Here is a 23,769-nt window from a genome sequence, read left to right on the forward strand (position 1 = left end):
ATGCTGTCCAACTCACGTCGGTTGGCATCCGTTCCGGTTCCTGCCCGGGAACTTTCGTCAGTGTGTCTGCGCCGCGGTCGTGTCTCGTTGCAGGCCAGAAACGATCAACGCCGCCCGCATTGAAATACGACGGACGGAGTTGGTTCTAGCCCCAGGAGGAATGGCAAAATCCTGACGTGATGGATACGGGCGAGAGAGCAATGAGGTTCAGTCTTCGGCTCCGTACGATTCCGGTACTCCCAACGAGCAAGGGAAAGTGTCGGGGCAAGGTCTAGGATTGCGTGACCAAGTTGCTCTGGCCTCAGCGTGTACCCCCTCGCTGGGGCCTTTCTTTGAGCGCCTGCGATGAGTGCGGCTGGCAATGCGAGCCGGCTCCCGCCGCGGGCCTACCGTTCGCCGAGATCGATCTGCGTCAGGATGCCCTGCCGCAGCGCGAGGCGGACCAGCTCGATATCCGTGCCGACGCCAAGCTTGTCCTTGATCAGGGAATGCAGGTTCGCGACCGTCTTGGGGCTGAGGTGCAGCGCCTCGGCGATCTCGTCGGTGGTCTTCTCCGCGAGCAGCATGCGCAGCACCTCGAATTCCCGCGCGGTCAGCAGATCCGCTGCCGCGGTCTCGCCGGCGAGGCGGCTGAGCGCGAGCTCGTGGTCGATGTCCGGACTGATCGCGATCCTGCCCGCCAGCGCATCCATCACCGCGTGCACCAGCGTCTCCGGCGGGCTGGTCTTGGTGACATAGCCGCTGGCGCCGGCGCGGATCGCCTGCACGGCAAAGGCCGCGTTCTGGTGCATGGTGAACACCAGGATCCTTGCCCGCTTGTCCCACTGCCTGAGGCGCCGGATCGCCTCGATGCCGCCGATGCCGGGCATCGACAGATCCATGATGACGAGGTCGGGTCCGGTCTCCTTGTAGAGGCGGTAGGCCTCGACCCCGTCGGAGGCCTCGGCGACGACCGAGAGGCCGGGCTGCTTCTGCAGCATCGCCCGGTAGCCCTCCCGAACGACGGCGTGATCGTCGACCAGCATGATGGTTCGCGCCGTCGTGCTCATGCCGCGCGTTCCACGGGGGCGGTGTCCGGACCGGTGACGACGGGAACGGTGACGCGGAGCGACGAGCCATTGGGCTGACCGGCCGCGAAGCTCAGCCGCCCGCCCAGCGCCGCGACCCGCTCGCGCATGCCGAGCAGGCCCATGCCGGACTTGAACTGGGGGTCACTCGGCCCGCCATCATCGTCGATCGCGAGCACGATCTCGCTATCGCCGCCGTCCGAAGTCGCCTCGCGCATCTGCAGCCGCAGCAACACGCGCGTGGCGCCGGCGTGCTTGGCTGCGTTGGTGAGCGCCTCCTGCACGATGCGGTAGAGGTTAGCGCCGGCAGAGGCGGGGATGCGTTCGAACGATCCCGACATGGCGATCTCGAACCGCGGCTGTCCGCGGCTACGGCCGTTCCAGCCGGCGATCAGGCCCTCCAGGCTGGCCGCCAGTCCAAGTTCGTCGACATCGGGCGGGCGCAACCTGAACAGGGCGCCGCGCAACGTCTCCATCATGTCGGTCGCGGTCCGCGCGATGCCGTCGCATTCGGCGAGCAGCGGCGGGCAATCCTGCGCCGCGGTCAGGCGCGCCGATGCGGCGAGCGCGCGGATCGCCGCCAGCGACTGCCCGAACTCGTCGTGCAGCTCGCGCGCAAGATGCCGCCGTTCCTCGTCCTGCACCACGATCAGTTTCTGCGTCAGCGCATTGCGGTCGGAGAGCGCGGCAGCGAGGCGCTCGGCGAGCTGGTTGAAGACGTCGCCGATCGCCGACAATTCCGCGAGGTCGAACGGCGGCAGGCGCGCGGCGAGGTCGCCGGCGGCGATCCGCTCGAGCCCGTCGCGGATCAGCCGCGTCGGACGCAGCGCGCGCGACAGCGCCGCATAGACCAGCGCGCAGAGCAGCGGCAGCGCGATCATGAGCACCGCCATCAGGCGGCCGGCATCGTGCCAGGCTTGCGCGGTCAGCACGGCCGGATCGACCCAGACCACGGCTTCGCCGATCGCCTGACCGCGCGACAGCACCGGGCGCACGGCCTCGCGGCCGGGATCGAACAGGCGGCGATAGAGCGCTGCGAAGGCCTGCGGCGGCGCAGCCGTATCGGTCTGCGTGCCGCCGCAGAAGCGCTGGCTGATCTCGCCGCTGTTGCTGCGAAAGGCGAGGCACAGGCCCGGCGCCATGACCGAGCCGGCAACGCTGTCGAGATCGGGGAATTCGGAGCGCGGATTGTTCAGCCATTGGATCTTGCTCTGCTGCAACTCCAGCGTCCTGGCGGCGACATCGGCAACGGCAGCGATCCTGGCGCGCACCGAGCGGTCGGCATCGATCAGGAAGTAGCCGGAGATGGCTGCAAAGCAGAGCAGCGCCACCGCCGCGACGCGCAACGTCAGCCGCAGCTTCAGATCGCTTCCGGACCAGTTCCACATCGGCGTATCCTCAGAGGTCGCAGACGAGCCTCGGCGCCCAGTTCGCGGGCAAGGCCGTCACGCCCATTAAACGGCAGAACACAAGCGTCGAGAAGCGTCGCCTTGAGTGCGGACCACGGTCGTGAGATTTTCCCGGCTCCGGCCGGGAGGCGCTCCGCTGCGGCGCGGATGCCGGCCAGCCTAGGCTGCGATCGAACCGACCGCGCCAGCAGCCAAAGGTCCAGATCATGCGCCAGTCCCGCCTCGTTTTGCACGCCCTCGCGTTGATCGGCCTTCTGGCCGGACCTTGTCCGCTGCGCGCTGAAACCGGCGCCGCGGCGGCATCCCCGCTGGGCGTCAGCATCGATGATTTCAGCTATGTCGACACCTCGGGCGAGGTGATCGACCAGACCGCCGCGCATCAGAAGCGGCTCGATGCGTTCATGGCTGCGCTGCGTGCCGATGTCGCCGCGGAGCCGCGCTATCGCCTGGTCGCGCCCACGGCGCCCGCAGGTGAGGCCCGGATCAAGGTGGTCGGCGGCGTGCAGAAGATGAGCACGCTGATCCAGTGGGCCAAGGTCGCGGTCATCGATGCCGAAGCGAGCCGTGTGCTGTACGAAAAGCTCTATACGTTCCGCGGCGACAATGACGAAGCATGGGACCACGCGCGGATGTTCGTGTCGCGCGAGGTGCGCGCCGTGCTCGCCGCCGCGCTGCCGGCGGCACAGACCGCCGCCGTGGCGCCGATCGGGCTCGCGGTGTTCGAATTCGAGCTCGAGGACAATTCCGCGGCACCGTCGTCCGGCCTTGCCGGCTCGGACGCCGCCACTCTGGCCGACGTTACAAGGGGCGTCCGCGACCGGCTTGCGCAGTCGGGCCGCTACCGCCTGGTCGACACCGGTGGCGCAACCGCCGGGCCCGTCAAGGCGCGGGCGCTGCGCGACTGCGACGGCTGCGAGGCGGCGATCGCACAAAAGCTCGGCGCCGACCAATCGCTGATCGGCGTGATCAGGCGGGTCAGCCGGACCGAATACACGGTCGGCTTCCAGGTGCGCGACGCCCGCAGCGGCGCGGTCGTCTCACGCGGCGACAGCGGCTTGCGGATGGGCGCCGATTATTCCTGGACCCGCGGCGCGGTCCACCTCGTCGGAGACCGCCTGCTCGAGGGCGGGACGCAACATTAGCGATCCGGGTGCGGAGGCCGCGTGGTTGCGGTCACAAGCTCGGCAAGCGGACCATAGCAAACCGCGATAGCTGATAGACCCATCGTCTTCTATCGCCGGGCCTGTGTGTGGGCTATCACCGCCATCCGATCACCGCACAGGAGCCGCCGATGCGTTTGCCCGCCGTCCTTTTCGCTCTCGCGCTCGCCGCAAGCCCCGTGGCAGCCGAGGAGCCGTCGGGCACGCTGCAGAAGATCAAGGAGACGAAGAAGGTCACGCTGGGCTTTCAGGAGGCCTCCGTTCCCTTCAGCTATCTCGATGACAATCAGCGCCCGATCGGCTTCGCGCTCGATATCTGCCTCAGGATCGTCGATGCCGTGAAGAAGGAGCTCGGCATGCCCGACATTGCCGTCGACTATCTCCCGGTGACCTCGTCGAACCGCATCCCGCTGATGGTCAACGGCACGATCGACCTGCACTGCTCGGCGACCACCAACAGCGCCGAGCGCCAGAAGCAGGTGACCTTCACCAACTCGCACTTCCTGAGCGCGACGCGCTTCGCCGCCAAGAAATCATCCGGCATCAACACCATCGACGACCTCAAGGGCAAATCGGTGACCGCCGTTGCCGGCTCGGTGAACCTCACGCAACTCATCAAGGTCAACACCGAACGCAAGCTCGGCATCAACGTCCTGCCGGCCAAGGACCAGGCCGAGGCGTTCCTGATGCTGGAGACCGATCGCGCCCAGGCCTACGCGCTCGACGACGTCCAGCTTGCCGTGGCGATCGCGCGGTCCAAGCAACCTGCGCTCTACATGATCAGCGAGGAGGCCTTCTCGAAGGCCGAGCCGTTCGGAATCATGCTGCGCCGGGAGGACGCGCCGTTCAAGGCGCTCGCCGATCGTGCCACGGCCGAGCTCTACAAGAGCCCGGAGATCGAGGTCATGTACAGGAAGTGGCTGGAGCAGCCGACCCCGCCGAACGGCATCAACTACAACGTGGCGATGTCGCCCGCGCTGCGCAACGCGTTCGCCCATCCGAGCTCGAGCTTCGATCCTGATGTGTACGAGGTTGCGAAGTAACGCGGCTGTCGTCGTCCGATATGGATTTCCGTGCCGAACGGCCAATCCTTGGAACGGCTTTTCGCGCGCGCGGCGAAAAACGAAATAGCGTCTCATATACATCGGCGATTTTTCTCCTAAGCTTGCGGCAGTTTGTGACTGCTGATCAGGAGCCTAACGCCGGTGACTACGCCCCCTCTCTCTCGACGTTCCGCGCTCGGCGTTCTCGCCGGAAGTCTGGTTGCTGGCAATGCGCGCGCGCAAACCGGGGCGGGCGCAGGTCCCGACCTCGGCGGCGTCACCTTGCGGGTGGCGTACTACAAGGGCGGCTGGCGTCCGCTGCTGCAGGCGGCCGGCGAGGACAAGACGCCCTACCGGATCGAATGGAAGGAGCTCAACAACGGCGTGCTCCACATCGAGGCGCTGAACGGCGACGCGCTCGATGTCGGCTCGGGCAGCGAGATTCCGGCGATGTTCGCCGCGCGCCAGAACGCCAAGGTGCGCTTCATCGCCGTTACCCATGAGGATCTCAACATCCAGGTCACGGTGGCGGCGAAGGACGCGCCGATCCATTCGATCGCTGACCTCAAGGGCAAGCGCGTCGGCTATGTGCGCGCGACCACGGCGCATTACTTCCTTGCCAAGCAACTCGAGGAGGCAGGCCTTGCGTTCAGCGATATCGAGGCGATCAATCTGACGCCGTCGGACGGCTACTCGGCGTTCGCCTCCGGCAAGCTCGATGCCTGGGCGATCTACGGCTACAACGGGCAGCTCGCTATCGCGAAGCAGGGCGCGCGGCTGCTCAAGACCGGCGTCGGCTATCTCTCGGGTAATTTCCCGATCTACGCCAATCCGAAGGCGGTCGACGATCCGCTGCGCCACGCGGCCGTCAGCGATTTCCTGCTGCGGATCCAGCGCGCCTATGCGTTCGCCAACAAGAACTTTCCGCTCTATGCGGCGGCGCAGGTGGCCGAAACCCATCTGCCGCTGCAGGACATTCTCGACCAGTTCGCGCGTCGCAGCGACGACTTCTCGCTCGCCGGCGTCAGCCCCGACGTGCCGGAGACCCACCAGAAGGTCGCCGACACCTTCCTCAAGCTCGGTGTGCTCGACGCGCGCGCCGAGGTCGGAAAATTCTGGGATACGAGCTTCAACGACGCGATCGCCGCGGGCGCTGCGAGGCTTGCGCGGAGTTGACGGCGGCCGGCGGGTTACGCTTCGCGAACCCGCTCCCCGTGCTGTATGGTCGTCCTCGCTGACGGCGAGGCGCAGCCCCCTGCGCGCGAAGCGCGTCAGCCGAGCGCCAGGGGAGCCTTGTCCATGCCACGGTCGATCGCCAGCGTCGCGGTTTTTTGCGGCTCGAATTTCGGCGACTCCGACGCCTATGCCGACGGTGCGCGGCGGCTCGGCCGCGCGTTGGCGGAAGCCGGCATCACCATGGTGTATGGCGGCACGACCAAGGGGCTGATGGGCGTCGTCGCCGATGCCCTGATCGAGGCGGGCCGCACGGCCCATGGCGTGATCACCGAAGCGCTGCGCCTGAAGGGCCACACGCACCCCGATCTTCACCGCAGCGAGATCGTCGCCACCTTGCGCAAACGCAAGGAGCGGATGGCCGAACTTGCGGATGCCTTCATCGCGATGCCGGGCGGCAAGAGATGATGGAAGTCTGGACCATGAACCAGCTCGCGGAGATCGACAAGCCGGTCGGTCTGCTGAACGTCGCGGATTTCTACCGGCCGTTCCTGGCCTTCATCGACCACATGGTGACCTGCAAATTCGTGCCGCCCGCGCACCGGCATTCGATCTGCGTCGATCCCGATCCTGCCGCGCTGATCGGCCAATTGCGCAACTTTGTCCGCAGCGACGTGCCAAAATGGCTGTGAGCGCGATCGCTCATTGTGCGTGCCATGTGAAGGATTTACGGCCCCAGCGTGACGGCTGGGGCCGCAGGAGGTGTTGTGCCTCTGGGGCAATGATCAGAGCACAGCCACCGAACGGCACACAGATGAGAAAGTTCCAACGTGGCCGGCTGTGCCGTGCTGCTATGCAGACCGGAAAGCTTGCAGGCTGCTACAGGGCCGTACCATGATGCTGGTGACCGGATCGAATGCGAGTCTCGGCCCGGGCACGAGCCCCCAAAGGGGGCCGGCCCACTTTTATTTGTAGCTGATTGTCTTGCCTTATGCTGATTGCCGTTCGGAGCTGAAATTGAATCACGACACGCTGGCCAAGCTCACCGTCACCATCATCGTCCTGGCCGCGCTGCTGGTGTGGCGTGTCGCCGACCAGAAGAAAGCGATCGCGTGCGGGACAAGCTGCCCGACCGACCTGTCGGCGAACCGCAAGCCTGCTGAGTAGGATCGGAACGGCTCGGCAGCGCAATTCAAGAGAGGCCGATCAGGCTGGTCGGTCGACGTCTCTCCCATTCAGCACGCAAGGCATTAGCGCTTCGCGGGTTCGCCGCTCTTGTTGCCAGGCAATCCCTTGATGTTGGAAGGGTCCTGTTGCCGGACGTGCTGGTTCTGCGAGCTTGAGCCCACCGTGCTTTCTCCTTTGGCGGGCGGCCCGCTCTTGTTGCCCGGAGCTCCGCTGATTCCGGTCCCGGAATTCTGGGCGCTCGGAGACGTCGCGGCATCCGTGGAACCGGTGCTTGCATCGGGGCGTCCCGGAGGCGTCGCGGCGGCGCCGGGGCGGTCCTGATCTCCGACATAGCCGGATTCGCCGGAGTTCCGTGTCTTGGCGCCCTTATCGGCCTCATTTTGCAGGTTCTGGGCGGCCGCGTGTTGAACCAGCACTGGCCCGACGGCCATGACACCGGCGATGAGCAGTGCGAGTGTACGGGTCCTCATGAGTGTCCTCCTCAAGATAGTCTCAGGACACACAACACGCGCGGCGACCAGCATTTCCTAGCCGCATCGAAAAAACGTTGCGACGGAACTGATGTGGCTGGCGAGGGGTACCTTCGTCTGCGATACCCGGCTGCTTGCGGCTCACAGCCCGTGACGGCGGTTGCGCTCGGCACGCAGCGAGCTGCCGACGAAGCCGACGTCCTCGATCCCACGGTAGATTTCCTTCGAGCAAAGCAGCAGCGTCACCGCGACGGCGCCGACCGCGACCAGTGTGGTCACCAGCAGGGGATTGTCGCAGAACGCATTGAGCAGGTTCTCGAGCGGGCCAGGCCCGCCTGGTCGGCGTGCGACACAGACCGAGGTCGTTGCCAGCGTCCAGCCGCCGAGTGTCACGCAGGCCGCGTTGACGCTGGCGAGTGCGATGATGACGACGGCGAGGCCCTTCCTGATCGACAGCGCGAGATCGACCAGCTTGATCACGGCGCAACATGCGACGACAAATCCCGTGGCCAGGATCCATCCCGGCATGCCTGCCGCCGGAGGCTGCACCCGAAGGCCCCACAAGCCGAGCGCGGCCACGCCAGTGAGCAGCGCGAGATTGAGCTTCACGGCCTCCGGAAACCGGCAGCGAAGCACGTAGGCGTTGAACTTCTCGATGAGGTCGAGCAGCGCGCAGCCGATCAGGCCCGCTGCGAAGCCGCCGAGATGCACGCCCCAGTCGATCCGCGAATTGCTGATCGCGAGCGCGATGTTCAGCCCGATGTTGATGGCGAAGAAGTCGAAGCGGACATCGAGCTTGCCGAGGATCCACAGGCAGAGCAAAGCGCCGAGAATGCCCGAGGTGGCGCCGGAAGCGCCGACCGTCAGGTAGGGCGTCGTGTGGGTCGCATTGCCGACGATGGCGCCGAACACCATCGCGCAAAGATAGATGATAACGAAGTAGGTCGGCCCGACCCGCCGCTCGAGATGCCCGCCCCACAGCACGAGACACAGCATGTTGGTGGCGAGATGAATGAAGTTGACGTGCAGGAAGCCGTAGGCGAACAGCCGCCAGTATTCGTGCCGTGCCAGTGCGGCCGTGTACATGGCGCCATCGCGGAACAGCAGCTCGGCCGGCGCCGATGCGCCGCCGGCCTGGATGAAGCAGAACCCCGAGGCCAGAACGGTCACCGTCATCAGCGCGTAGACCGCTGCGTGCGGGGTTTCGAAGAAGCCGGGGCTTGTGCGGTAAGCGGCCATGATGACAGCCAAACGAGGTGGGTTCCACAGCGTAGCGAAGCAGTCTGAAAATTGCTACTTCCGCGTGCTTCGCCGTGCCTCTATCGGCCATCGCGTGGTGCGTATATCGTCGCTGCCAAATCGAAGATCGGCCCGGCGTGCCGGGTCGTGACGTTATGTGGGGATGCGATGTCCGACATGCTGCTGTTTTCGCCGCTGACCATCCGCGGCGTCACGTTGAGGAACCGCATCGTGGTGCCGCCGATGCATCAATATTCGGCCGAGAAGGGCTTTCCGACCGACTGGCATCTGATGAATGCCGGCAAGTTCGCCGCCGGCGGCGCCGGTCTCGTGATCGTCGAATCGACCAAGGTCGAGCGGCGCGGTTGCGGAACGGTCGGCGATCTCGGCATCTGGGACGACAAGTTCGTCGCGCCGCTCGGCCGGCTCGTCAGCTTCATCAAGCAGCAGAACGCGACAGCCGGCATCCAGCTCGGCCATTCCGGCCGCAAGGCGCGCGCGAGCCGCCCGTGGGAGGGCGACCGGCCGCTCGAACGCAGCGCCGAGATCGAGGATTGGGATGCCTGGACGCCGGTGGCGCCGAGCGCGATCGCCCATAGCGAGCGCTGGCCGGTGCCGCGCGCGCTGGAGGCCCATGAGGTGAAGGACCTCGTCGCAGCCTGGGGGCAGGCGGCGCGGCGCGCGCACGACGCCGGATTCGATGTGCTGGAGCTGCACGGCGCCCATGGCTATCTCGTGCACGAATTCCTCTCCGCGCGCTCGAACCAGCGCAGCGACGAATATGGCGGCTCGGAAGCCAACCGGATGCGCTTCCTGATCGAGGTGACCGAGGCGGTGCGCGCCCACTGGCCGGATCACAAGCCGCTGTTCGTGCGGCTGTCAGTCGAGGACAATGCCGGCTGGGGTCCGGAACAGAGCGCGCGGCTAGCGGCGATCCTGAAGGCGAAGGGCGTCGACGTGATCGACTGCTCGTCGGGGGGAATCAGCGAGATGGCGCCGATCCTGGGCAAGGAGATCAAATACAACTATCAGGTGCCGCTGGCGGAATATGTCCGCCGCAATGCCGATATCATGACCATGGCGGTCGGCTTGATCATCCACGGTGACCAGGCCGAGCAAATCCTGCGTGACAAACAAGCAGATTTGATCGCGGTCGGCCGGGAAATCCTCAATAACCCCAATTGGCCGATGGATGCCGCGCTAAAACTCGGGGTTGAAGGGCCATTTCGCAATGTTCCTCCGCAGTTTGGCTATTGGTTGGGCACCCGGGCCAAGCGCGGATTCGGGACCCGGCCGTCGACCTGGCAGAACGGGTTGCAGGAGGATGGCCAGCGGCCGACCGGGATCTGACTTGAGGCTGACCTGGCGCTGATTAAATGCTGGTTTTGGGCTGACCAGGGCATCCTGACGGGACCGTAATGGTCCGGTGACAGGGCGGCCTTGATCCGACCAAAAAGCCGTTGTGTGGTGCCCCGCGTCGGGGTGAGGCGGGGCATATGTTGCGAAACGTTGCCGGCCGCTAGCGAAGGGATCACGGATAATGCGCAAACATGTTGGCTTCTTCCTCGGGACGGTTGCGGGTGCGTGTCTCACCCTGCTCGTGGCCTCGCCGCAGGGGGCGCATCTGTTCGCCGTCGCCAATGCCGCCGCGCATTCCGACAACACCTATTCGCAGCTCAATCTGTTCGGCGAGGTGTTCGAGAAAATCAAGACCGACTACGTCGAGAAGCCCGAGGACTCCAAGCTCGTCGAGGGTGCGATCAACGGCATGATCTCCTCGCTCGATCCGCACTCCCGCTACATGAACGAGAAGGGCTGGGCGGAGATGCAGGAGACCACGCATGGCGAGTTCGGCGGGCTCGGCATCGAGGTCACGATGGAGGACGGTTTCGTCAAGGTGGTAGCGCCGATCGACGACACGCCGGCCTCGCGCGCCGGCATCATGTCGGGCGACGTGATCACCTCGATCGACGACGAGCAGATCCAGGGCCTGACGCTCGACCAGGCCGTCAACAAGATGAAGGGCGCGCCCAACAGCTCGATCCGGCTGAAGATCATCCGCAAGGACGCCGACAAGCCGATCGAGATCTCGATCGTCAGAGAAATCATCCGCGTCCGCCCGGTGAAGTATCACGTCGAAGGCGGCGACATCGGCTATATCAGGATCACCTCGTTCAACGAGCAGACCACCGAGGGCCTGCGCAAGGCGATCGCGGAGGTCCAGAAGCAGGTCCCGCAGGACAAGCTCGCCGGCTATGTCGTCGACCTCCGCAACAATCCCGGTGGCCTGCTCGACCAGGCGGTCTCGGTGACCTCGACCTTGATGCAGCGCGGCGAGGTGGTCTCGACCCGCGGCCGCAATCCGGAAGAGACCCAGCGCTTCACCGCCCATGGCGGCGACATGACCAAGGGCAAGCCGCTCGTGGTGCTGATCAATGGCGGCTCGGCCTCGGCCTCCGAGATCGTCGCCGGCGCGCTGCACGACCACAAGCGCGCGACCCTGATCGGCACCCGCTCGTTCGGCAAGGGCTCGGTGCAAACAATCATTCCGCTCGGCGCCGGCAACGGCGCGCTGGCGCTGACCACGGCGCGCTATTTCACCCCATCGGGCCATTCGATCCAGGCGCTCGGCATCAAGCCCGACATCGAGGTGCTGCAGGACGTGCCTGACGAGTTCAAGACCCGTTCCGAGATCAAGGGCGAGGCCTCGATGCGCGGCCATCTCTCCGCCGAGGGCGCCGAGCAGACCGGCTCGCAATCCTACGTGCCGCCGGACGAGAAGAACGACAAGGCGCTGGCCGCGGCGTTCAACCAGCTGCGCGGCGTCACCGTGAACGCCGACGCCAAGAACGCGGACAAGGCCGCGCAGAAGCGGCCGGTGCCGAACTAGAACCTGATCCATGTAGCCTGGATGAAGCCATCGGGCGCGTTCGCGCGACCCGTTGGTTCCATCCGGGCGACGCAGCCGCCAAAATATCGAAAACAACCCCATGCAAAGTAGCCGGCGGCGGCTGGCGCTCGACCTGGCGATTTGACATGTCGGGCCTTTTCAGGGTATATTTCTAATATTCCGAAATCGTGAGGACGCCCCCCTCGAACTCCCGGCGTCCGAGAAGCCTTACGCCGCCCCGGCGACAGGCTTGCGCCGGCGCGCGGTGCCCGGGCCCGCGGCGGGGCCACGGCGATGTCCGGCCAGGAGCTCGCGGATCTGCGTGGCCGGCTTCGGCGGGCTGAACAGATAGCCCTGCATTTCCGAGCAGCCGAGCTCGCGCAGCAATTGCTGCTGCTGCGCGGTCTCGACGCCTTCCGCGGTCGTGGTCATGCTGCGCTCGGCGGCGATGTTGACGACGGCCTCGACGATGCCGGCCGAGCCTTCCGGGTCGGCGATGTCGGTGACGAAGCAGCGGTCGATCTTGATCTTGTCGAACGGGAAGCGCTTCAGATAGCTCAGCGACGAATAGCCGGTGCCGAAATCGTCGAGCGCGATCCTGATGCCGATGGCGCGGAGCTGGTGCAGCGCGGCCAGCGCCGTCTCGTCGTCGCGGATCAGCACCGCCTCGGTGATCTCGAGCTCCAGCCGGCCCGCCGACAGGCCCGATGCCGCCAGCGCCGCGATCACCTTGAGCGCCAGCGTGCCGGTCCGGAACTGGACCGGCGAGACGTTGACCGCGAGCCTGATGTGATCGGGCCAGTTCACGGCTTCCTTGCATGCCGTCATCAGCACCCATTCGCCAAGCTGGTTGATCAGGCCGGTCTCCTCGGCGATCGGCACGAACTCGGCCGGCGAGATCATGCCGCGCACCGGGTGGCGCCAGCGCACCAGCGCCTCGCAGCCGGTGATCTCGTTGCTGCGCAGGTCGACGCAGGGCTGGTAGTACACTTCGAGCCCGCTGCCCGCGGCGATGGTCTGCCGCAGCTCCATCTCGAGCTCGCGGCGGGCGCGGGCATCGGCGTCCATCGCCGGCTCGAAGAAGCGCGAGACGCGCCGGCCGGCCGACTTCGCCGCATACATCGCAAGGTCGGCGTTCTTCATGATCTGGTCGAGATCGGTACCGTCCTTCGGCGCCAGCGCGATTCCGATGCTGGCATCGGTCGTGACCTGGTGGCCGAGGCATTGATAGGGCGAGCGGATCACCTCATAGATGCGGGCGACGAGGTCGGTGACCTCGACCTCGCTCTTCACGCCGGTCTGCACGATCGCGAATTCGTCGCCGCCGAGCCGCGCGACGAAATCGCCGTCGCCGATCACGCCGCTTAGCGTCCGCGCAACCGACTTGAGCAGTTCATCGCCGACCATGTGGCCGAGCGAGTCATTGACGCCCTTGAACTCGTCGATGTCGATATAGAGCACCGCGAGCTGGCTGTCTGATGTGACATGCGGCAGCTCGCGCTTGATCTCCTCGTGGAACAGTGCGCGGTTCGGCAGGTCGGTGAGGGCATCGTAGTGGGCAAGATGCGTGATGCGTTCCTCGGCGCGGCGGCGCTCGGTGACGTCCTCGTGGGTCGCAAGCCAGCCGCCATCGGCCAGCGGCTCGTTGACGACCTGGATCGAGCGCCCGTCGGGCGTCGCGATCACCATGGTGTTGCGGATCCCGACGTCGCGCAGCACGAGGTTGACGTAGCGCTCGACGTCGCCCTGGAACGAGCCGGTCAGGTGGCGATGCACGATGACGTCGCGGAAGCTGCAACCCGGCTGGATGACGTCGGCGGACAATCCGTACATCTCGATATAGCGCTTGTTGCAGATCACCAGCCGCTGCGCGGCATCGAACAGCAGCAGCCCCTGCGTCATGTTATTGACGGCGGTGTCGAGCCTGAGCTTCTCCAATGTCAGGCGCTGCTGCTGTGTACGGTGCTGCTGCAACAGCTTGCGCACCACCAGCGTCAGCAGGATCGCGATCGCGAGCACGGATGCCGCGGTGATCGCGATCAGGATGCCGATCTGCTCGCGCCAGTTGGCGAGCGCCGCCTCCGTGGTGGTCGTGGCCACGACGACGATCGGGAATTTGGTCAACGCCCGGGACGACACCAGGCGATCCTTGCCGTCCACCGGGCTGGTCATCCGCGAGGTGCTCTCGGGCAGCTCGAACACCTGCTGCTGGTTGGCCGGGCCGGTGCGGAAGTTCTTCCCGATCAGCTCCTCGACATGGGGATAGCGCGCCAGCAGCGTGCCGTCGCGATGGTGCATCGAGATCGCAGCACCTTCGCCGAGCGCAACGGTCGAGAAGAATTTCTCGAAAGTCGCCGGCTCAATGCCGCGCCCGACCACGCCCAGGAACTCGCCATGCGGGCCCATAACCTTGCGGACGATCGCGGTGGTCCAGTTTCCGCTGACGCGGCTGACCACCGGCGCGACCATCATGTCGGGCGAGTAGGGGCTGGACCTGAAGATATTGAAGTAGTCGCGGTCGGCGATCGAGGCCTGCGGCAGCGGCCAGGCGCCCGAGCTGTTGATCAGGAGACCGTCGGCGTCGAACACGTTGAGGCTGCCGACATTGGACAGCGCGTCCATCTTGGACTTGAGCATCGCATGGATGTCGACGGAGGACATCCGGCGCTTGTAGTTCTCCGGCGTCGCGATCCCGTTGTCGCGCATGAACGCGATCAGGTCACGCTGGACGACTTCGAGGTCGTCGAGCTGCTGGTCGAAATGCCGCGCCAGCAGCAGCACGGTGTTCTCGAGCTCGCGCTCGCTGTTGTGCAGGGCGCGCTCGCGGAAATTCTCCGCCATCAGGGTGGCGCCGATCGCGATCGCGGCCATCAACACGGCGCCGCCAAGGATCAGCCAGCGGATCGGACCGCTGCCGATCACCGAGGCGACGTTGAACGAGGCACTGCCGTTTTGATTCATCTGACGCTATCGCTTCCAGGCGTTTCGCCCGGAAGTAGCTTTCGCGCACCTCCGGCCCGCGAAAGTCGTATCCAAACGAAATGGAGCGCCGGTTAGCGAGATTGGTTAACGAATGGTTGCGGATTTGCGCGAAAGGCGCCCCGCTGAGCATCAGTCGCGATCACTCGCCGGTGCGATAGTGTCCCGACTTGCCGCCGATCTTCTCGACGAGATGAATGCCCTCGATCCGCACGCCGCGCTCGACCGCCTTGATCATGTCGTAGATCGTCAGGCAGGCGACCGAGACCGCGGTCAGCGCCTCCATCTCAACGCCGGTCGGGCCCGTTACCTTGACGCTGGCGCGGACGATGCAGCCGGGCAGCTTGCGGTCGGTTGCGATATCGATCGTGACCTTGGTCAGCGCCAGCGGATGGCAGAGCGGGATCAGTTCCGAGGTTCGCTTGGCCGCCATGATGCCTGCGATCCGCGCGGTCGCCAGCACGTCGCCCTTCTTGGCCTGGCCGGTTTCGATCAGCGCCAGCGTTGCCTTGCTCATCAGGACGCGGCCTTCGGCGACCGCGGTCCGTTCGGTCGCCGGCTTGGCCGAGACGTCGACCATGCGCGCGTCGCCCTTGGCGTCGATATGGGTGAGGGTGGTGCCCGAGCCCGACGGCTCGGCTTTGGTGATAGCCTTGCTCTTGGCTTTGGTCTTCCGCGCCATCGGGTCAGCGCGTGCCGGTGGCGCGCGGCGCGGCCTGCCGCGTCAGTAAGGCGCGGGTGGCCGCGGTAACGTCCTGCTGGCGCATCAGGCTCTCGCCGACCAGGAAGGTCGACATCCCGACGCGCTCGAGCCGGGCGAGATCCTCGGGCGTGAAGATGCCGCTCTCGCCGACCATCAGGCGGTCGCGCGGGATCAGCGGCGCCAGCGCCTCGCTGGTCGCGAGCGTGGTCTCGAAGGTGCGCAGATTGCGGTTGTTGACGCCGATCATCGGCGAGCGAAGCTTCAAGGCACGATCGAGCTCGGCGCGGTCGTGGATCTCGACCAGCACGTCCATGCCGTGGCCGAGCGCTGCGTCCTCGATCTCGCTTGCCGCCGTATCGTCGAGCGCGGCCATGATGATCAGGATGCAGTCGGCACCATGGGCGCGTGCCTCCGCCACCTGGTAGGTGTCGAACATGAAATCCTTGCGCAGCACGGGTAGGTTGGTCGCCGCGCGGGCCGCGACCATGAAGTCGAGATGGCCCTGGAACGAGGGCGCGTCGGTCAGCACCGACAGGCACGCCGCGCCGCCGGCCTCATAAGCCTTCGCGAGATCAGGCGGATCGAAGTCGGCGCGGATCAGCCCCTTCGAGGGCGAGGCCTTCTTCACTTCCGCGATCAGCGCGTAGTCGCCGCGTGCATGCTTGTCCTTCAGCGCACGGACGAAGCCGCGCGGGGCCGAGGCCGATTTCGCCTGCGCCTCGACCTCGGCGAGCGGACGCGCGCGCTTCGCGGCGGCGATCTCCTCGCGCTTGTAGGCCTCGATCTTGGTCAGGATGTCGGACATCGCTTAACGCCTTGCTTAACCATTCGAAACCGCGACCAGATGCTTCAGTCGCGCAGCGGCAGCACCGCTGTCGAGCGATTGCACTCCGATCGCTACGCCCTCTTTGAGGTCCTTGGCGCGGCCGGCCACGATCAGCGCGGCGGCCGCGTTGAGCAGGGCGACGTCGCGATAGGCGCTCGGCTTGCCCTGGAGCACGCTCGACAGCGCGATCGCATTGGCATCGGCGTCGCCGCCCTTCAGCGCTTCGCCGCCGACGCGGCCGAGGCCGGCATCTTCCGGCGTCACTTCCGACGTCCTGATCTCGCCGTTCTCGAGCGTTGCAACGAAGGTCGGGCCGGTGAGGGTGATCTCGTCGAGGCCATCGGAGCCGTGCACGACCCAGACCTTGTCCGAGCCGAGGTTCTTCAGCACCTGGGCCAGCGGCTGCACCCATTGCCGCGAGAACACGCCGACCATCTGCCGCTTGACGCCGGCCGGGTTCGATAGCGGCCCGAGCAGATTGAAGATGGTACGGGTGGCGAGTTCGACCCGGGTCGGGCCGACATTCTTCATCGCCGGGTGATGCGCGGGCGCGAACATGAAGCCGATGCCGGCTTCCTTGACGCAGCGGCCGACCTGCGAAGGCGTCAGGTCGAGCTTGACCCCGAGCGAGGCCAGCACGTCGGCGGCGCCCGAACGCGACGACAGCGCGCGATTGCCATGCTTGGCGACCGGCACGCCGGCGCCGGCCACGATGAAGGCCGCGCAGGTCGAGACGTTGACCGAACCGGAGCCGTCGCCGCCGGTGCCGACGATGTCGACGGCCTCCGCAGGTGCGGTGACCGGCAGCATCTTGCTGCGCATCGCGCTCACCGCGCCGGTGATCTCCTCGACGGTCTCGCCGCGCACCCGCAGCGCCATCAACAGCCCGCCCATCTGCGAGGGGGTGGCCTCGCCGGACATCATGCTGTCGAAGGCGGACGCCGCCTCTTCACGCGTCAGCGTGGCGCCGGTGGCGACTTTTCCGATGATCGATTTCAGGTCGTCCATTCGCTGGCTCAGGGTCTGTTGTTGGAGCTTGATCCCGCACGGCGCGTCGCCGCGCCGTCCCGATCATGCTCAATTATTTGCGCCTGTCACCTGTGCGAAGGCTGCCTGGTTGACGCTCACGCCGATGTCGGTCTCGATCTTCGCGACATATTGCGCGACCTGCTCGTCGCTGAGCGAGCGCCGCAGCGCCTCGGTGAGCTGCTTGACCTCGTTGGAGGCGAAGTCGACCGGAGGCACCGTCACGTCGGTGACGCGGAACACCACCCACTGGCTGCCGCCGGCCGCCGAGGTCTGCCCGTCGCCGTCCTTGGCGGTGCGGAATGCGGCCGCGATCACGCCGGCCGGTACGTTGGGCAACGTGGCCTCGCGGCGGAAGTTCGCGGCGGTCTCGACCTTGACGCCGGCCGCCGTGGCTTCGTCGGCGAGCTTGGCGCCGCTGTCGAGCTTCTGGACGATCTCGGTCGCCTTGGCGCGCAGCTTGGCGGAAATCTGGTCCTCGCGCCACTTGGCCTCGACCTGGTCGCGGACCTCGTCGAGGGTGCGCTCGCGCGACGGCGTGATGCCTGTTACGTCGTACCAGACATAGCCGTTGTTGAACTGGATCGGATCGTTGTCGACGCCGACGTCGCTGTTGAAGGCCTGCGACACCACGTCGAGGCCGCGCGGGATGTTCGACGCGACCTGGCCGTTCGGCAGACGCCCCGAGCGATCGATGGCGTCGATGGTGACGGCGGTCAGCTTCAGCTTCTGCGCCGCGTCGAGGACGCTGGAGCCGCCGCCGCGCTCGTCTTCCATCTTGTCGCGGAGCTCGGCGACCTTGGCGCGGGCGCGCTCGGTCGCGATCTCGCTCTTCACCTGCTGCGCAAGGCTCTCATAGCTCGGGGTCGTGCCGGGCTCGATCTTGCCGACCTTGACCAGCGCGACGCCGAAGCGGCCCTGCACCGGCTGGCTGACTTCACCTGCGGGCAGGGAGAAGGCGGCGTCGCCGACGGCCGGATCGAGGATCGCAGACTTCGCGACCAGGCCGAGATTGACGTCGGCGGGATTGAGCTTGCGCTCCTTGGCGATGTCGTCGAACGAGGTGCCCGAGGTGATGCGGGCGCGGGCCGCCTGCGCCTCTCCGGCGTCCGGAAACACGATCTGCGAGACCTCGCGCTTCTCCGGCTTGCTGAGCCGGTCCTTGCGCTCCTCGAAGATCTTTCTGGCATCGTCGTCGGACACGGTCTCCCACTTGCCGATTTCTTCCGGCGTGATCGCGACGAAGGCGATCTTGCGGTACTCGGGCGCCCGGAACTGGACCTTGTGATCCTCGAAATAGGCGGCGAGCGCCTCGGGCGAGGGCGGATCGATGGTGCCCGCCTGCGCGGCGCCGAGCGTGACGAAGTCGATCGAGCGCTGCTCGTTCTGGAAACGGGTCAGCGCCTCGACGATTGCCTTGGTCGGCTCGATCCCGGACGAGATGGTGCCGGCGATCTGCCGCCGCAGGCCGACGCGGCGCTGCTCGGCGATGTAGCGGCCCTCGGTGTAGCCGAAGTTGCGGATCACGGACTGGAAGCGCTGCGGATCGAACTGGCCGTTGAGGCCCTTGAAGTTCGGATCGTTGTAGATGGTGCGCAGCACCTCGGCATCGGACTGGTTGAGGCCCATGCGGCGCGCTTCCTCGTCCAGCGCGGCCTCAGCCAGCGTCTGCTGCAGCACCTGGCGGTCAATCCCGAAGGCGCGCGCCTGCTCCGGGGTCAGCGGACGGCCGAACTGGCGGCCGAGCTGCTGCAGGCGGTCGGTATAGATCTGGCGGAACTGCTCGGCCGAAATCTCGGTCCCGCCCACCTTGGCGAAGGTCGACTGGCCAAATCCCCTGAAAATGTCGGCAATGCCCCAAATTCCGAAACTGACGATCAAAACGCCCATCACGACGGCCATAATCGTCTTGCCGAGCCAGTTTGATGAGGCTTTCCGCATTCCTCGAAGCATGGGTCCAACTTGTTTTGCAGGTGGGGAACCGGTTCGTGCCCAAGAGGGAGCAAAGGTCGAGACCTTTTGTCCAGCAACAGGGCGTCACCGAATTGAAAACGCTTATAAAGTGGCTCGTGTCCCCCGGCAACCTCGGGCGCGCGGGCGGAAGCGTCGCACGGTGGACGCGAAGGCGTGCTCTGGAAGTCGCCGCCCGGCTCTGGTAGCGCAAGACGACGCTTGAATGATGGGAAATCCGACATGACCGACGCCATCCGGCCGCTGATCGCCGGCAACTGGAAAATGAACGGCCTGAAATCCTCTTTTGCCGAGTTCGACGCGATGCTGGCCGGCGCCGGCGACGTCGCCGGAAAGGCCGATCTCCTGGTCTGTCCGCCGGCGACATTGGTCGGGGCCTTTGCCGACAAGGCGCGCGGCTCGAAGGTCGCCGTCGGCGCCCAGGATTGCCATCCGAAGGCCTCGGGTGCCCACACCGGCGACCTCTCGGCCGAAATGTTCAAAGACCTCGGCGCGGTCGCCATCATCGTCGGCCATTCCGAACGGCGCGCCGACCATGGCGAGACCGACGCCCTGATTCGGCAGAAGGCGGAGGCCGTCTGGCGCGCCGGCCTGACCGCGATCGTCTGCATCGGCGAGACGCGTGAGCAGCGCGACGCCGGCAAGACGCTCGATGTCTGCGGCACCCAGCTTGCGGGCTCGCTGCCCGATGGCGCGACCGCGGCCAACCTGGTGGTGGCCTATGAGCCGGTCTGGGCGATCGGCACCGGCCTGACCCCGACCGCCGGGGATGTCGAGGAAGTTCACAGGTTTATCCGAGGTCAGCTCACCGATCGCTTCAAGGGCGAGGGAAACCGGATCAGGATCCTCTATGGCGGCTCGGTGAAGCCGTCGAACGCGGCCGAGCTGATGGCCGTCGCCAACGTCAACGGCGCGCTGGTCGGTGGCGCCAGCCTGAAGGCCGCGGACTTTTTGGCGATCGCCGCGGGCTGCTAGGCGGGGCGCCGAGCTCTCACACCGTCACCCTGAGGAGCGCGCAACGCGCGCGTCTCGAAGGGTCGACGGCCCGGCCAGTGGCCGATTCATCCTTCGAGGCTCGCTCCGCTCGCACCTCAGGATGACGGGGGTGCTGCTGCTTCACGCGGTCGTCGCCGTCGCCCCAATCCGCTTCCAATAGATCATCGTCCCGGTGAGGCCGCCATGCGGCTTCAGCGCGTAGTCCGGAATGATGCCGCTGAGCTGAAAGCCTTGCTTTTCGTAGAGCGGTGCGGCGCCGTCGTCGACGGCGGTGTCGAGCACCAGCAGGGTGCGTCCGTGCTCGACGGCGAGCTGCTCGGCGGCGCGCAGCAATGCGGTGGCGACGCCGCGATGGCGGTGAGCGAGACGCGTCATCATCTTGGCGATCTCGGCGCGGTGCGGCTGGTTCGGCGGCAGCTTCAGCAGCAGCGTCACGGTGGCGATCAGGTCAGTGCCGTCGAACGCGCCGAGAACGATTCGCTCGCCGCATGCGGCGGCAGCAAGCGAGTCCTGCCAGAATGCGTCGGCTTCCTCAGGCGACAGCGGATGCATGAAGCTGACGGAGCCGCCGCTGGCGACGGTCTCGATCAGGAGCTCGCCGAGCGCACCGCGGATCTCGGGTCCATCGGTGAGCGGCTTAATGGCAAAATGCGACATGCATCAGCTCCGGGCCAGGGCGACCACGTAGCTGCACCCGGCATTGGTTTCATTGGCGAAGGTCGTTTCCGCCGGCGGGCCGAAGCCGAGGCAATCGCCGCCCGCGAGCACGTGGCGCGCACCGCCTTCGGTGATGACGAGGCTGCCGCTCAAGACCCAGACCAGCTGGCGGATATGCGCGTAGGACGAAGCGGGCAGGGTCACGGATTGCTTCGGCGGCAGCTCGACCCGCACCAGCTCAACCGGATGATCGGGACGGCTGAACACCTGGCGGCGCAGATAGCCGGTTTCGGGATCGCGCCAGACCGGCTGTGTGGTGGCGCGCGACAGCCGCTCGCCCTGGCCCTCGGCGCGCAGCATCAACCCGGCCAGCGTCAGATCGAAGGCCGAGGCGAGCCGTACCAGCACCACCGCGGTCGGGCTGACCTCGGCGCGCTCGATCTTGCTGATGGTTGCCTTCGAGACGCCGGAGCGTTCGGCAAGCTCGGCCAGCGACCAGCCCCGGCCGTCGCGCTCCAGCCTGATTCGCCGTGCCAGGCGTTGGCTCAGATCGTCTACTAAAATATCCATATGTCTATTATAGTGGAATTTTCCGATTCCGATCAAGGCTCGGGCTGGTGCAATCGGCGCCGCTTGTGATGTCGGCCATTGCGACTATCTCGGGGGTGACAATGCCCGGTCCAATCGTGTAACAGGGCGCGACTTCACGAAAACCCGTAAAGCCGATAGCGCCGTTTGTCTGGCCGCTTGGCGGCTTGTGACGGAAGGCTTGCGATGCAGACTGTCGTTATCATTGTTCATCTCATGATCGTCGCCGTCATGATCGGCGCCGTGCTGTTGCAGAAATCAGAAGGTGGTGGCCTTGGCATGGGCGGCGGCGCCGGCTTCATGTCGAGCCGCGGCACCGCGAATCTGCTGACCCGGACCACCGCGATCCTCGCGGTCGGCTTCTTCCTGACCAGCCTGTTCCTTTCCTGGTACGCGGGCTACGACCGCAAGCCGAGCTCGATCATCGGCACCGGGGCACCGGCGCAGACCCAGCCGGCCGGCGGCGCGCCGCTGACGCCTCCGACCTCCGGCGGCATCCTCGATTCGCTGAAGAAGACCGACGAGCAGCAAGGGCAGCAGGCCCCGAGCGGCCCGCAGGCACCACGGTCGCAATAAAGCAGGGTGGCCATGCAGGATGCACCGCTGGCATCCTGCATCCAAAACCCCCATTAATGCTCTGAAATCGCTCTCAGTTTAACGAAACCCACAGCCCGGTGATTTGTTTGCCGGGAACGGCCGATTCGTTTTGCGAATCGCAGGAAGCGGATTAAAGGTAAAGTCCCATGGCGCGGTACATATTCATCACCGGCGGCGTGGTCTCCTCGCTCGGCAAGGGTCTGGCTTCGGCGGCGCTCGGCGCTTTGCTGCAGGCCAGAGGCTACAAAGTCCGCCTTCGCAAGCTCGATCCCTATCTCAACCTCGATCCCGGAACGATGTCGCCGTATCAGCACGGCGAAGTGTTCGTGACCGACGACGGCGCCGAGACCGATCTCGATCTCGGCCATTACGAGCGTTTCACCGGTCGTCCGGCCACCAAGGCCGACAACATCACGACCGGGCGAATCTATCAGGACATCATCACCAAGGAACGTCGCGGCGATTATCTCGGCGCCACCATCCAGGTGGTCCCGCACGTCACCAACGCGATCAAGGAATTCGTACTGTCGGGCAACGATGACTACGATTTCGTGCTGGTCGAGATCGGCGGCACCGTCGGCGACATCGAGGGCCTGCCGTTCTTCGAGGCGATCCGCCAGCTCAAGAACGAGCTGCCGCGCGATCACGCCGTCTACATTCACCTGACGCTTTTGCCGTACATTCCAAGTGCCGGCGAACTCAAGACAAAGCCGACGCAGCATTCGGTGAAGGAGCTGCGCTCGATCGGCATCCAGCCGGACATCCTGCTGTGCCGCACCGACCGCGAGATCCCGAAGGAGGAGCGGCGCAAGCTCGGCCTGTTCTGTAACGTGCGCGAGAGCGCCGTGATCGAGGCGCGCGACGTCGACAACATCTACGCCGTGCCCGAGGCCTATCACGCCGCCGGCCTCGATGACGAGGTGCTGGCCGCGTTCGGCATCACCGCGAAGATTCCGCCGGCGCTGCAGAGCTGGAACGTGATCAACGAGCGCGTCCGCAATCCGGAAGGCGCGGTGACGATCGCGATCGTCGGCAAGTACACCGGCATGAAGGACGCCTACAAATCGCTGATCGAGGCGCTCTCGCACGGCGGCATCGCCAACAAGGTCAAGGTCAATCTCGACTGGATCGAGAGCGAGGTGTTCGAGAACGAGGACCCGGCGCCGTTCCTCGAGCATGTCAACGGCATCCTGGTGCCCGGCGGCTTCGGCCAGCGCGGCGCCGAGGGCAAGATCCGCGCGGCGCAGTTCGCGCGCGAGCGCGACGTGCCGTATTTCGGCATCTGCTTCGGCATGCAGATGGCCGTGATCGAGGCGGCGCGCAACCTGGTCGGCATCGAGGAGGCCAACTCGACCGAGTTCGGCCCGACCAAGGAGCCGCTGGTCGGCCTGATGACGGAATGGCTGCGCGGCAACGAGCTCGAGAAGCGCTCGCAGAGCGGCGATCTCGGCGGCACGATGCGGCTCGGGGCCTATCCCGCGGCGCTGAACCGCGGCAGCCGCGTCTCGCAGGTTTATGGCGGCGCGACCGAGATCTCCGAGCGGCACCGCCATCGCTACGAGGTCAACACCGCCTACAAGGATCGCCTCGAGCAGCACGGCCTGCGCTTCTCCGGCATGTCGCCTGACGGCGTGCTGCCCGAGATCGTCGAATACGAGGACCATCCCTGGTTCATCGGCGTCCAGTTCCACCCCGAGCTGAAGTCGCGGCCCTTTGAACCGCATCCTCTCTTTGCGTCCTTCATTGAGGCCGCGGCGAAGCAGAGCCGGCTGATGTAAGCTGCGCCG

20 protein-coding genes and 1 pseudogene are annotated in these 23,769 nt (G+C 66.0%); 10 read left to right on the plus strand and 11 right to left on the minus strand.

From position 1 onward, the window contains the following. Window positions 1–386 precede the first annotated feature (386 nt). Window positions 387–1,049, minus strand: a complete 663-nt coding sequence (locus XH92_RS23290; protein WP_194454191.1) for a response regulator transcription factor — start codon at window positions 1,047–1,049, stop codon at window positions 387–389. Continuing rightward, window positions 1,046–2,455, minus strand: a complete 1,410-nt coding sequence (locus tag XH92_RS23295; protein WP_194454192.1) for a sensor histidine kinase — start codon at window positions 2,453–2,455, stop codon at window positions 1,046–1,048. Before XH92_RS23295 ends, XH92_RS23290 begins: the two co-directional genes overlap by 4 nt. A gap of 227 nt (window positions 2,456–2,682) precedes the next feature. Between XH92_RS23295 and XH92_RS23300 the strand changes: the two genes are divergently transcribed. The 5 genes and pseudogenes from XH92_RS23300 to XH92_RS23320 all read left to right on the plus strand — a co-directional run bounded on the left by XH92_RS23300 (window position 2,683) and on the right by XH92_RS23320 (window position 7,019). Further along, window positions 2,683–3,618 (plus strand): DUF3280 domain-containing protein, encoded by a 936-nt coding sequence (locus XH92_RS23300; RefSeq protein WP_194454193.1) that lies wholly within the window; start codon window positions 2,683–2,685, stop codon window positions 3,616–3,618. A gap of 149 nt (window positions 3,619–3,767) precedes the next feature. Further along, window positions 3,768–4,679 carry an amino acid ABC transporter substrate-binding protein gene (locus tag XH92_RS23305; RefSeq protein WP_194454194.1) on the plus strand — a complete coding sequence of 304 codons (912 nt, stop codon included), beginning with the start codon at window positions 3,768–3,770 and terminating at the stop codon, window positions 4,677–4,679. Between the two features lie 162 nt (window positions 4,680–4,841). Then, complete coding sequence (locus XH92_RS23310) at window positions 4,842–5,855, plus strand: ABC transporter substrate-binding protein (RefSeq protein WP_194454195.1); 1,014 nt, start codon at window positions 4,842–4,844, stop codon at window positions 5,853–5,855. Window positions 5,856–5,978: 123 nt separating this feature from the next. Further along, window positions 5,979–6,544, plus strand: a pseudogene (locus tag XH92_RS23315) (TIGR00730 family Rossman fold protein). Between the two features lie 325 nt (window positions 6,545–6,869). After that, a complete protein-coding gene (locus XH92_RS23320) occupies window positions 6,870–7,019 on the plus strand; it encodes a hypothetical protein (protein ID WP_194454196.1) in 150 nt (49 codons plus the stop codon). An 83-nt stretch (window positions 7,020–7,102) separates the two neighbouring features. Here XH92_RS23320 and XH92_RS43945 read toward each other — a convergent pair whose 3' ends face one another. Together XH92_RS43945 and XH92_RS23330 are read right to left on the minus strand one after the other, a co-directional pair. Beyond that, on the minus strand, window positions 7,103–7,510 hold the full coding sequence (locus XH92_RS43945; protein ID WP_194454197.1) for a hypothetical protein: 408 nt from the start codon (window positions 7,508–7,510) through the stop codon (window positions 7,103–7,105). A gap of 141 nt (window positions 7,511–7,651) precedes the next feature. Then, window positions 7,652–8,749, minus strand: a complete 1,098-nt coding sequence (locus tag XH92_RS23330) for a rhomboid family intramembrane serine protease (protein WP_194454198.1) — start codon at window positions 8,747–8,749, stop codon at window positions 7,652–7,654. A gap of 168 nt (window positions 8,750–8,917) precedes the next feature. Here XH92_RS23330 and XH92_RS23335 point away from each other — a divergent pair, with 168 nt between their 5' ends. Beyond that, complete coding sequence (locus XH92_RS23335) at window positions 8,918–10,099, plus strand: NADH:flavin oxidoreductase/NADH oxidase (RefSeq protein ID WP_246787582.1); 1,182 nt, start codon at window positions 8,918–8,920, stop codon at window positions 10,097–10,099. A gap of 190 nt (window positions 10,100–10,289) precedes the next feature. Continuing rightward, the gene (locus tag XH92_RS23340; protein WP_194454200.1) at window positions 10,290–11,639 is read left to right on the plus strand and encodes a S41 family peptidase; all 1,350 of its coding nucleotides are present in this window, start codon (window positions 10,290–10,292) and stop codon (window positions 11,637–11,639) included. A 228-nt stretch (window positions 11,640–11,867) separates the two neighbouring features. Here XH92_RS23340 and XH92_RS23345 read toward each other — a convergent pair whose 3' ends face one another. The 5 genes from XH92_RS23345 to XH92_RS23365 all read right to left on the minus strand — a co-directional run bounded on the left by XH92_RS23345 (window position 11,868) and on the right by XH92_RS23365 (window position 19,126). Further along, on the minus strand, window positions 11,868–14,600 hold the full coding sequence (locus tag XH92_RS23345) for an EAL domain-containing protein (RefSeq protein ID WP_194454201.1): 2,733 nt from the start codon (window positions 14,598–14,600) through the stop codon (window positions 11,868–11,870). 160 nt (window positions 14,601–14,760) lie between these two features. Further along, on the minus strand, window positions 14,761–15,300 hold the full coding sequence (gene moaC / locus XH92_RS23350; RefSeq protein WP_194454202.1) for a cyclic pyranopterin monophosphate synthase MoaC: 540 nt from the start codon (window positions 15,298–15,300) through the stop codon (window positions 14,761–14,763). 4 nt (window positions 15,301–15,304) lie between these two features. Beyond that, on the minus strand, window positions 15,305–16,126 hold the full coding sequence (trpC, locus tag XH92_RS23355) for an indole-3-glycerol phosphate synthase TrpC (RefSeq protein ID WP_194454203.1): 822 nt from the start codon (window positions 16,124–16,126) through the stop codon (window positions 15,305–15,307). A 15-nt stretch (window positions 16,127–16,141) separates the two neighbouring features. Continuing rightward, entirely contained in the window at window positions 16,142–17,155 is a 1,014-nt protein-coding gene (trpD, locus tag XH92_RS23360; protein ID WP_194454204.1) for an anthranilate phosphoribosyltransferase, read from the minus strand. A gap of 69 nt (window positions 17,156–17,224) precedes the next feature. Continuing rightward, window positions 17,225–19,126: a peptidylprolyl isomerase gene (locus XH92_RS23365; RefSeq protein ID WP_194454205.1), complete on the minus strand. Its 1,902-nt coding sequence runs from the start codon at window positions 19,124–19,126 to the stop codon at window positions 17,225–17,227. 240 nt (window positions 19,127–19,366) lie between these two features. Between XH92_RS23365 and tpiA the strand changes: the two genes are divergently transcribed. Then, window positions 19,367–20,119: a triose-phosphate isomerase gene (tpiA, locus tag XH92_RS23370; protein ID WP_194454206.1), complete on the plus strand. Its 753-nt coding sequence runs from the start codon at window positions 19,367–19,369 to the stop codon at window positions 20,117–20,119. Between the two features lie 141 nt (window positions 20,120–20,260). On the opposite strand, the gene XH92_RS23375 is transcribed toward tpiA, so the two are convergent. After that, window positions 20,261–20,797 carry a GNAT family N-acetyltransferase gene (locus XH92_RS23375; protein WP_194454207.1) on the minus strand — a complete coding sequence of 179 codons (537 nt, stop codon included), beginning with the start codon at window positions 20,795–20,797 and terminating at the stop codon, window positions 20,261–20,263. A gap of 3 nt (window positions 20,798–20,800) precedes the next feature. Further along, the gene (locus XH92_RS23380; RefSeq protein ID WP_194454208.1) at window positions 20,801–21,367 is read right to left on the minus strand and encodes an XRE family transcriptional regulator; all 567 of its coding nucleotides are present in this window, start codon (window positions 21,365–21,367) and stop codon (window positions 20,801–20,803) included. 204 nt (window positions 21,368–21,571) lie between these two features. Between XH92_RS23380 and secG the strand changes: the two genes are divergently transcribed. Beyond that, window positions 21,572–21,961: a preprotein translocase subunit SecG gene (secG, locus tag XH92_RS23385; protein WP_194454209.1), complete on the plus strand. Its 390-nt coding sequence runs from the start codon at window positions 21,572–21,574 to the stop codon at window positions 21,959–21,961. A 167-nt stretch (window positions 21,962–22,128) separates the two neighbouring features. Further along, window positions 22,129–23,760, plus strand: coding sequence for a CTP synthase (locus XH92_RS23390; RefSeq protein ID WP_092114569.1), 1,632 nt, complete (start codon window positions 22,129–22,131; stop codon window positions 23,758–23,760). Window positions 23,761–23,769 lie beyond the last annotated feature (9 nt).

The sequence above is a fragment of the Bradyrhizobium sp. CCBAU 53421 genome, assembly GCF_015291625.1.
Taxonomy (GTDB): domain Bacteria; phylum Pseudomonadota; class Alphaproteobacteria; order Rhizobiales; family Xanthobacteraceae; genus Bradyrhizobium.

What these genes read in the sequence shown, in the direction of transcription:
- trpC (WP_194454203.1), bottom strand. Translation starts at nt 16,126, where the DNA reads ATGTCCGACATCCTGACCAAGATCGAGGCCTACAAGCGCGAGGAGATC.
- moaC (WP_194454202.1), bottom strand. Translation starts at nt 15,300, where the DNA reads ATGGCGCGGAAGACCAAAGCCAAGAGCAAGGCTATCACCAAAGCCGAG.
- XH92_RS23375 (WP_194454207.1), bottom strand. Translation starts at nt 20,797, where the DNA reads ATGTCGCATTTTGCCATTAAGCCGCTCACCGATGGACCCGAGATCCGC.
- XH92_RS23365 (WP_194454205.1), bottom strand. Translation starts at nt 19,126, where the DNA reads ATGCTTCGAGGAATGCGGAAAGCCTCATCAAACTGGCTCGGCAAGACG.
- XH92_RS23305 (WP_194454194.1), top strand. Translation starts at nt 3,768, where the DNA reads ATGCGTTTGCCCGCCGTCCTTTTCGCTCTCGCGCTCGCCGCAAGCCCC.
- tpiA (WP_194454206.1), top strand. Translation starts at nt 19,367, where the DNA reads ATGACCGACGCCATCCGGCCGCTGATCGCCGGCAACTGGAAAATGAAC.
- XH92_RS23290 (WP_194454191.1), bottom strand. Translation starts at nt 1,049, where the DNA reads ATGAGCACGACGGCGCGAACCATCATGCTGGTCGACGATCACGCCGTC.
- XH92_RS23295 (WP_194454192.1), bottom strand. Translation starts at nt 2,455, where the DNA reads ATGTGGAACTGGTCCGGAAGCGATCTGAAGCTGCGGCTGACGTTGCGC.
- XH92_RS43945 (WP_194454197.1), bottom strand. Translation starts at nt 7,510, where the DNA reads ATGAGGACCCGTACACTCGCACTGCTCATCGCCGGTGTCATGGCCGTC.
- XH92_RS23300 (WP_194454193.1), top strand. Translation starts at nt 2,683, where the DNA reads ATGCGCCAGTCCCGCCTCGTTTTGCACGCCCTCGCGTTGATCGGCCTT.
- XH92_RS23335 (WP_246787582.1), top strand. Translation starts at nt 8,918, where the DNA reads ATGTCCGACATGCTGCTGTTTTCGCCGCTGACCATCCGCGGCGTCACG.
- trpD (WP_194454204.1), bottom strand. Translation starts at nt 17,155, where the DNA reads ATGGACGACCTGAAATCGATCATCGGAAAAGTCGCCACCGGCGCCACG.
- XH92_RS23380 (WP_194454208.1), bottom strand. Translation starts at nt 21,367, where the DNA reads ATGGATATTTTAGTAGACGATCTGAGCCAACGCCTGGCACGGCGAATC.
- XH92_RS23330 (WP_194454198.1), bottom strand. Translation starts at nt 8,749, where the DNA reads ATGGCCGCTTACCGCACAAGCCCCGGCTTCTTCGAAACCCCGCACGCA.
- XH92_RS23345 (WP_194454201.1), bottom strand. Translation starts at nt 14,600, where the DNA reads ATGAATCAAAACGGCAGTGCCTCGTTCAACGTCGCCTCGGTGATCGGC.
- secG (WP_194454209.1), top strand. Translation starts at nt 21,572, where the DNA reads ATGCAGACTGTCGTTATCATTGTTCATCTCATGATCGTCGCCGTCATG.
- XH92_RS23390 (WP_092114569.1), top strand. Translation starts at nt 22,129, where the DNA reads ATGGCGCGGTACATATTCATCACCGGCGGCGTGGTCTCCTCGCTCGGC.
- XH92_RS23340 (WP_194454200.1), top strand. Translation starts at nt 10,290, where the DNA reads ATGCGCAAACATGTTGGCTTCTTCCTCGGGACGGTTGCGGGTGCGTGT.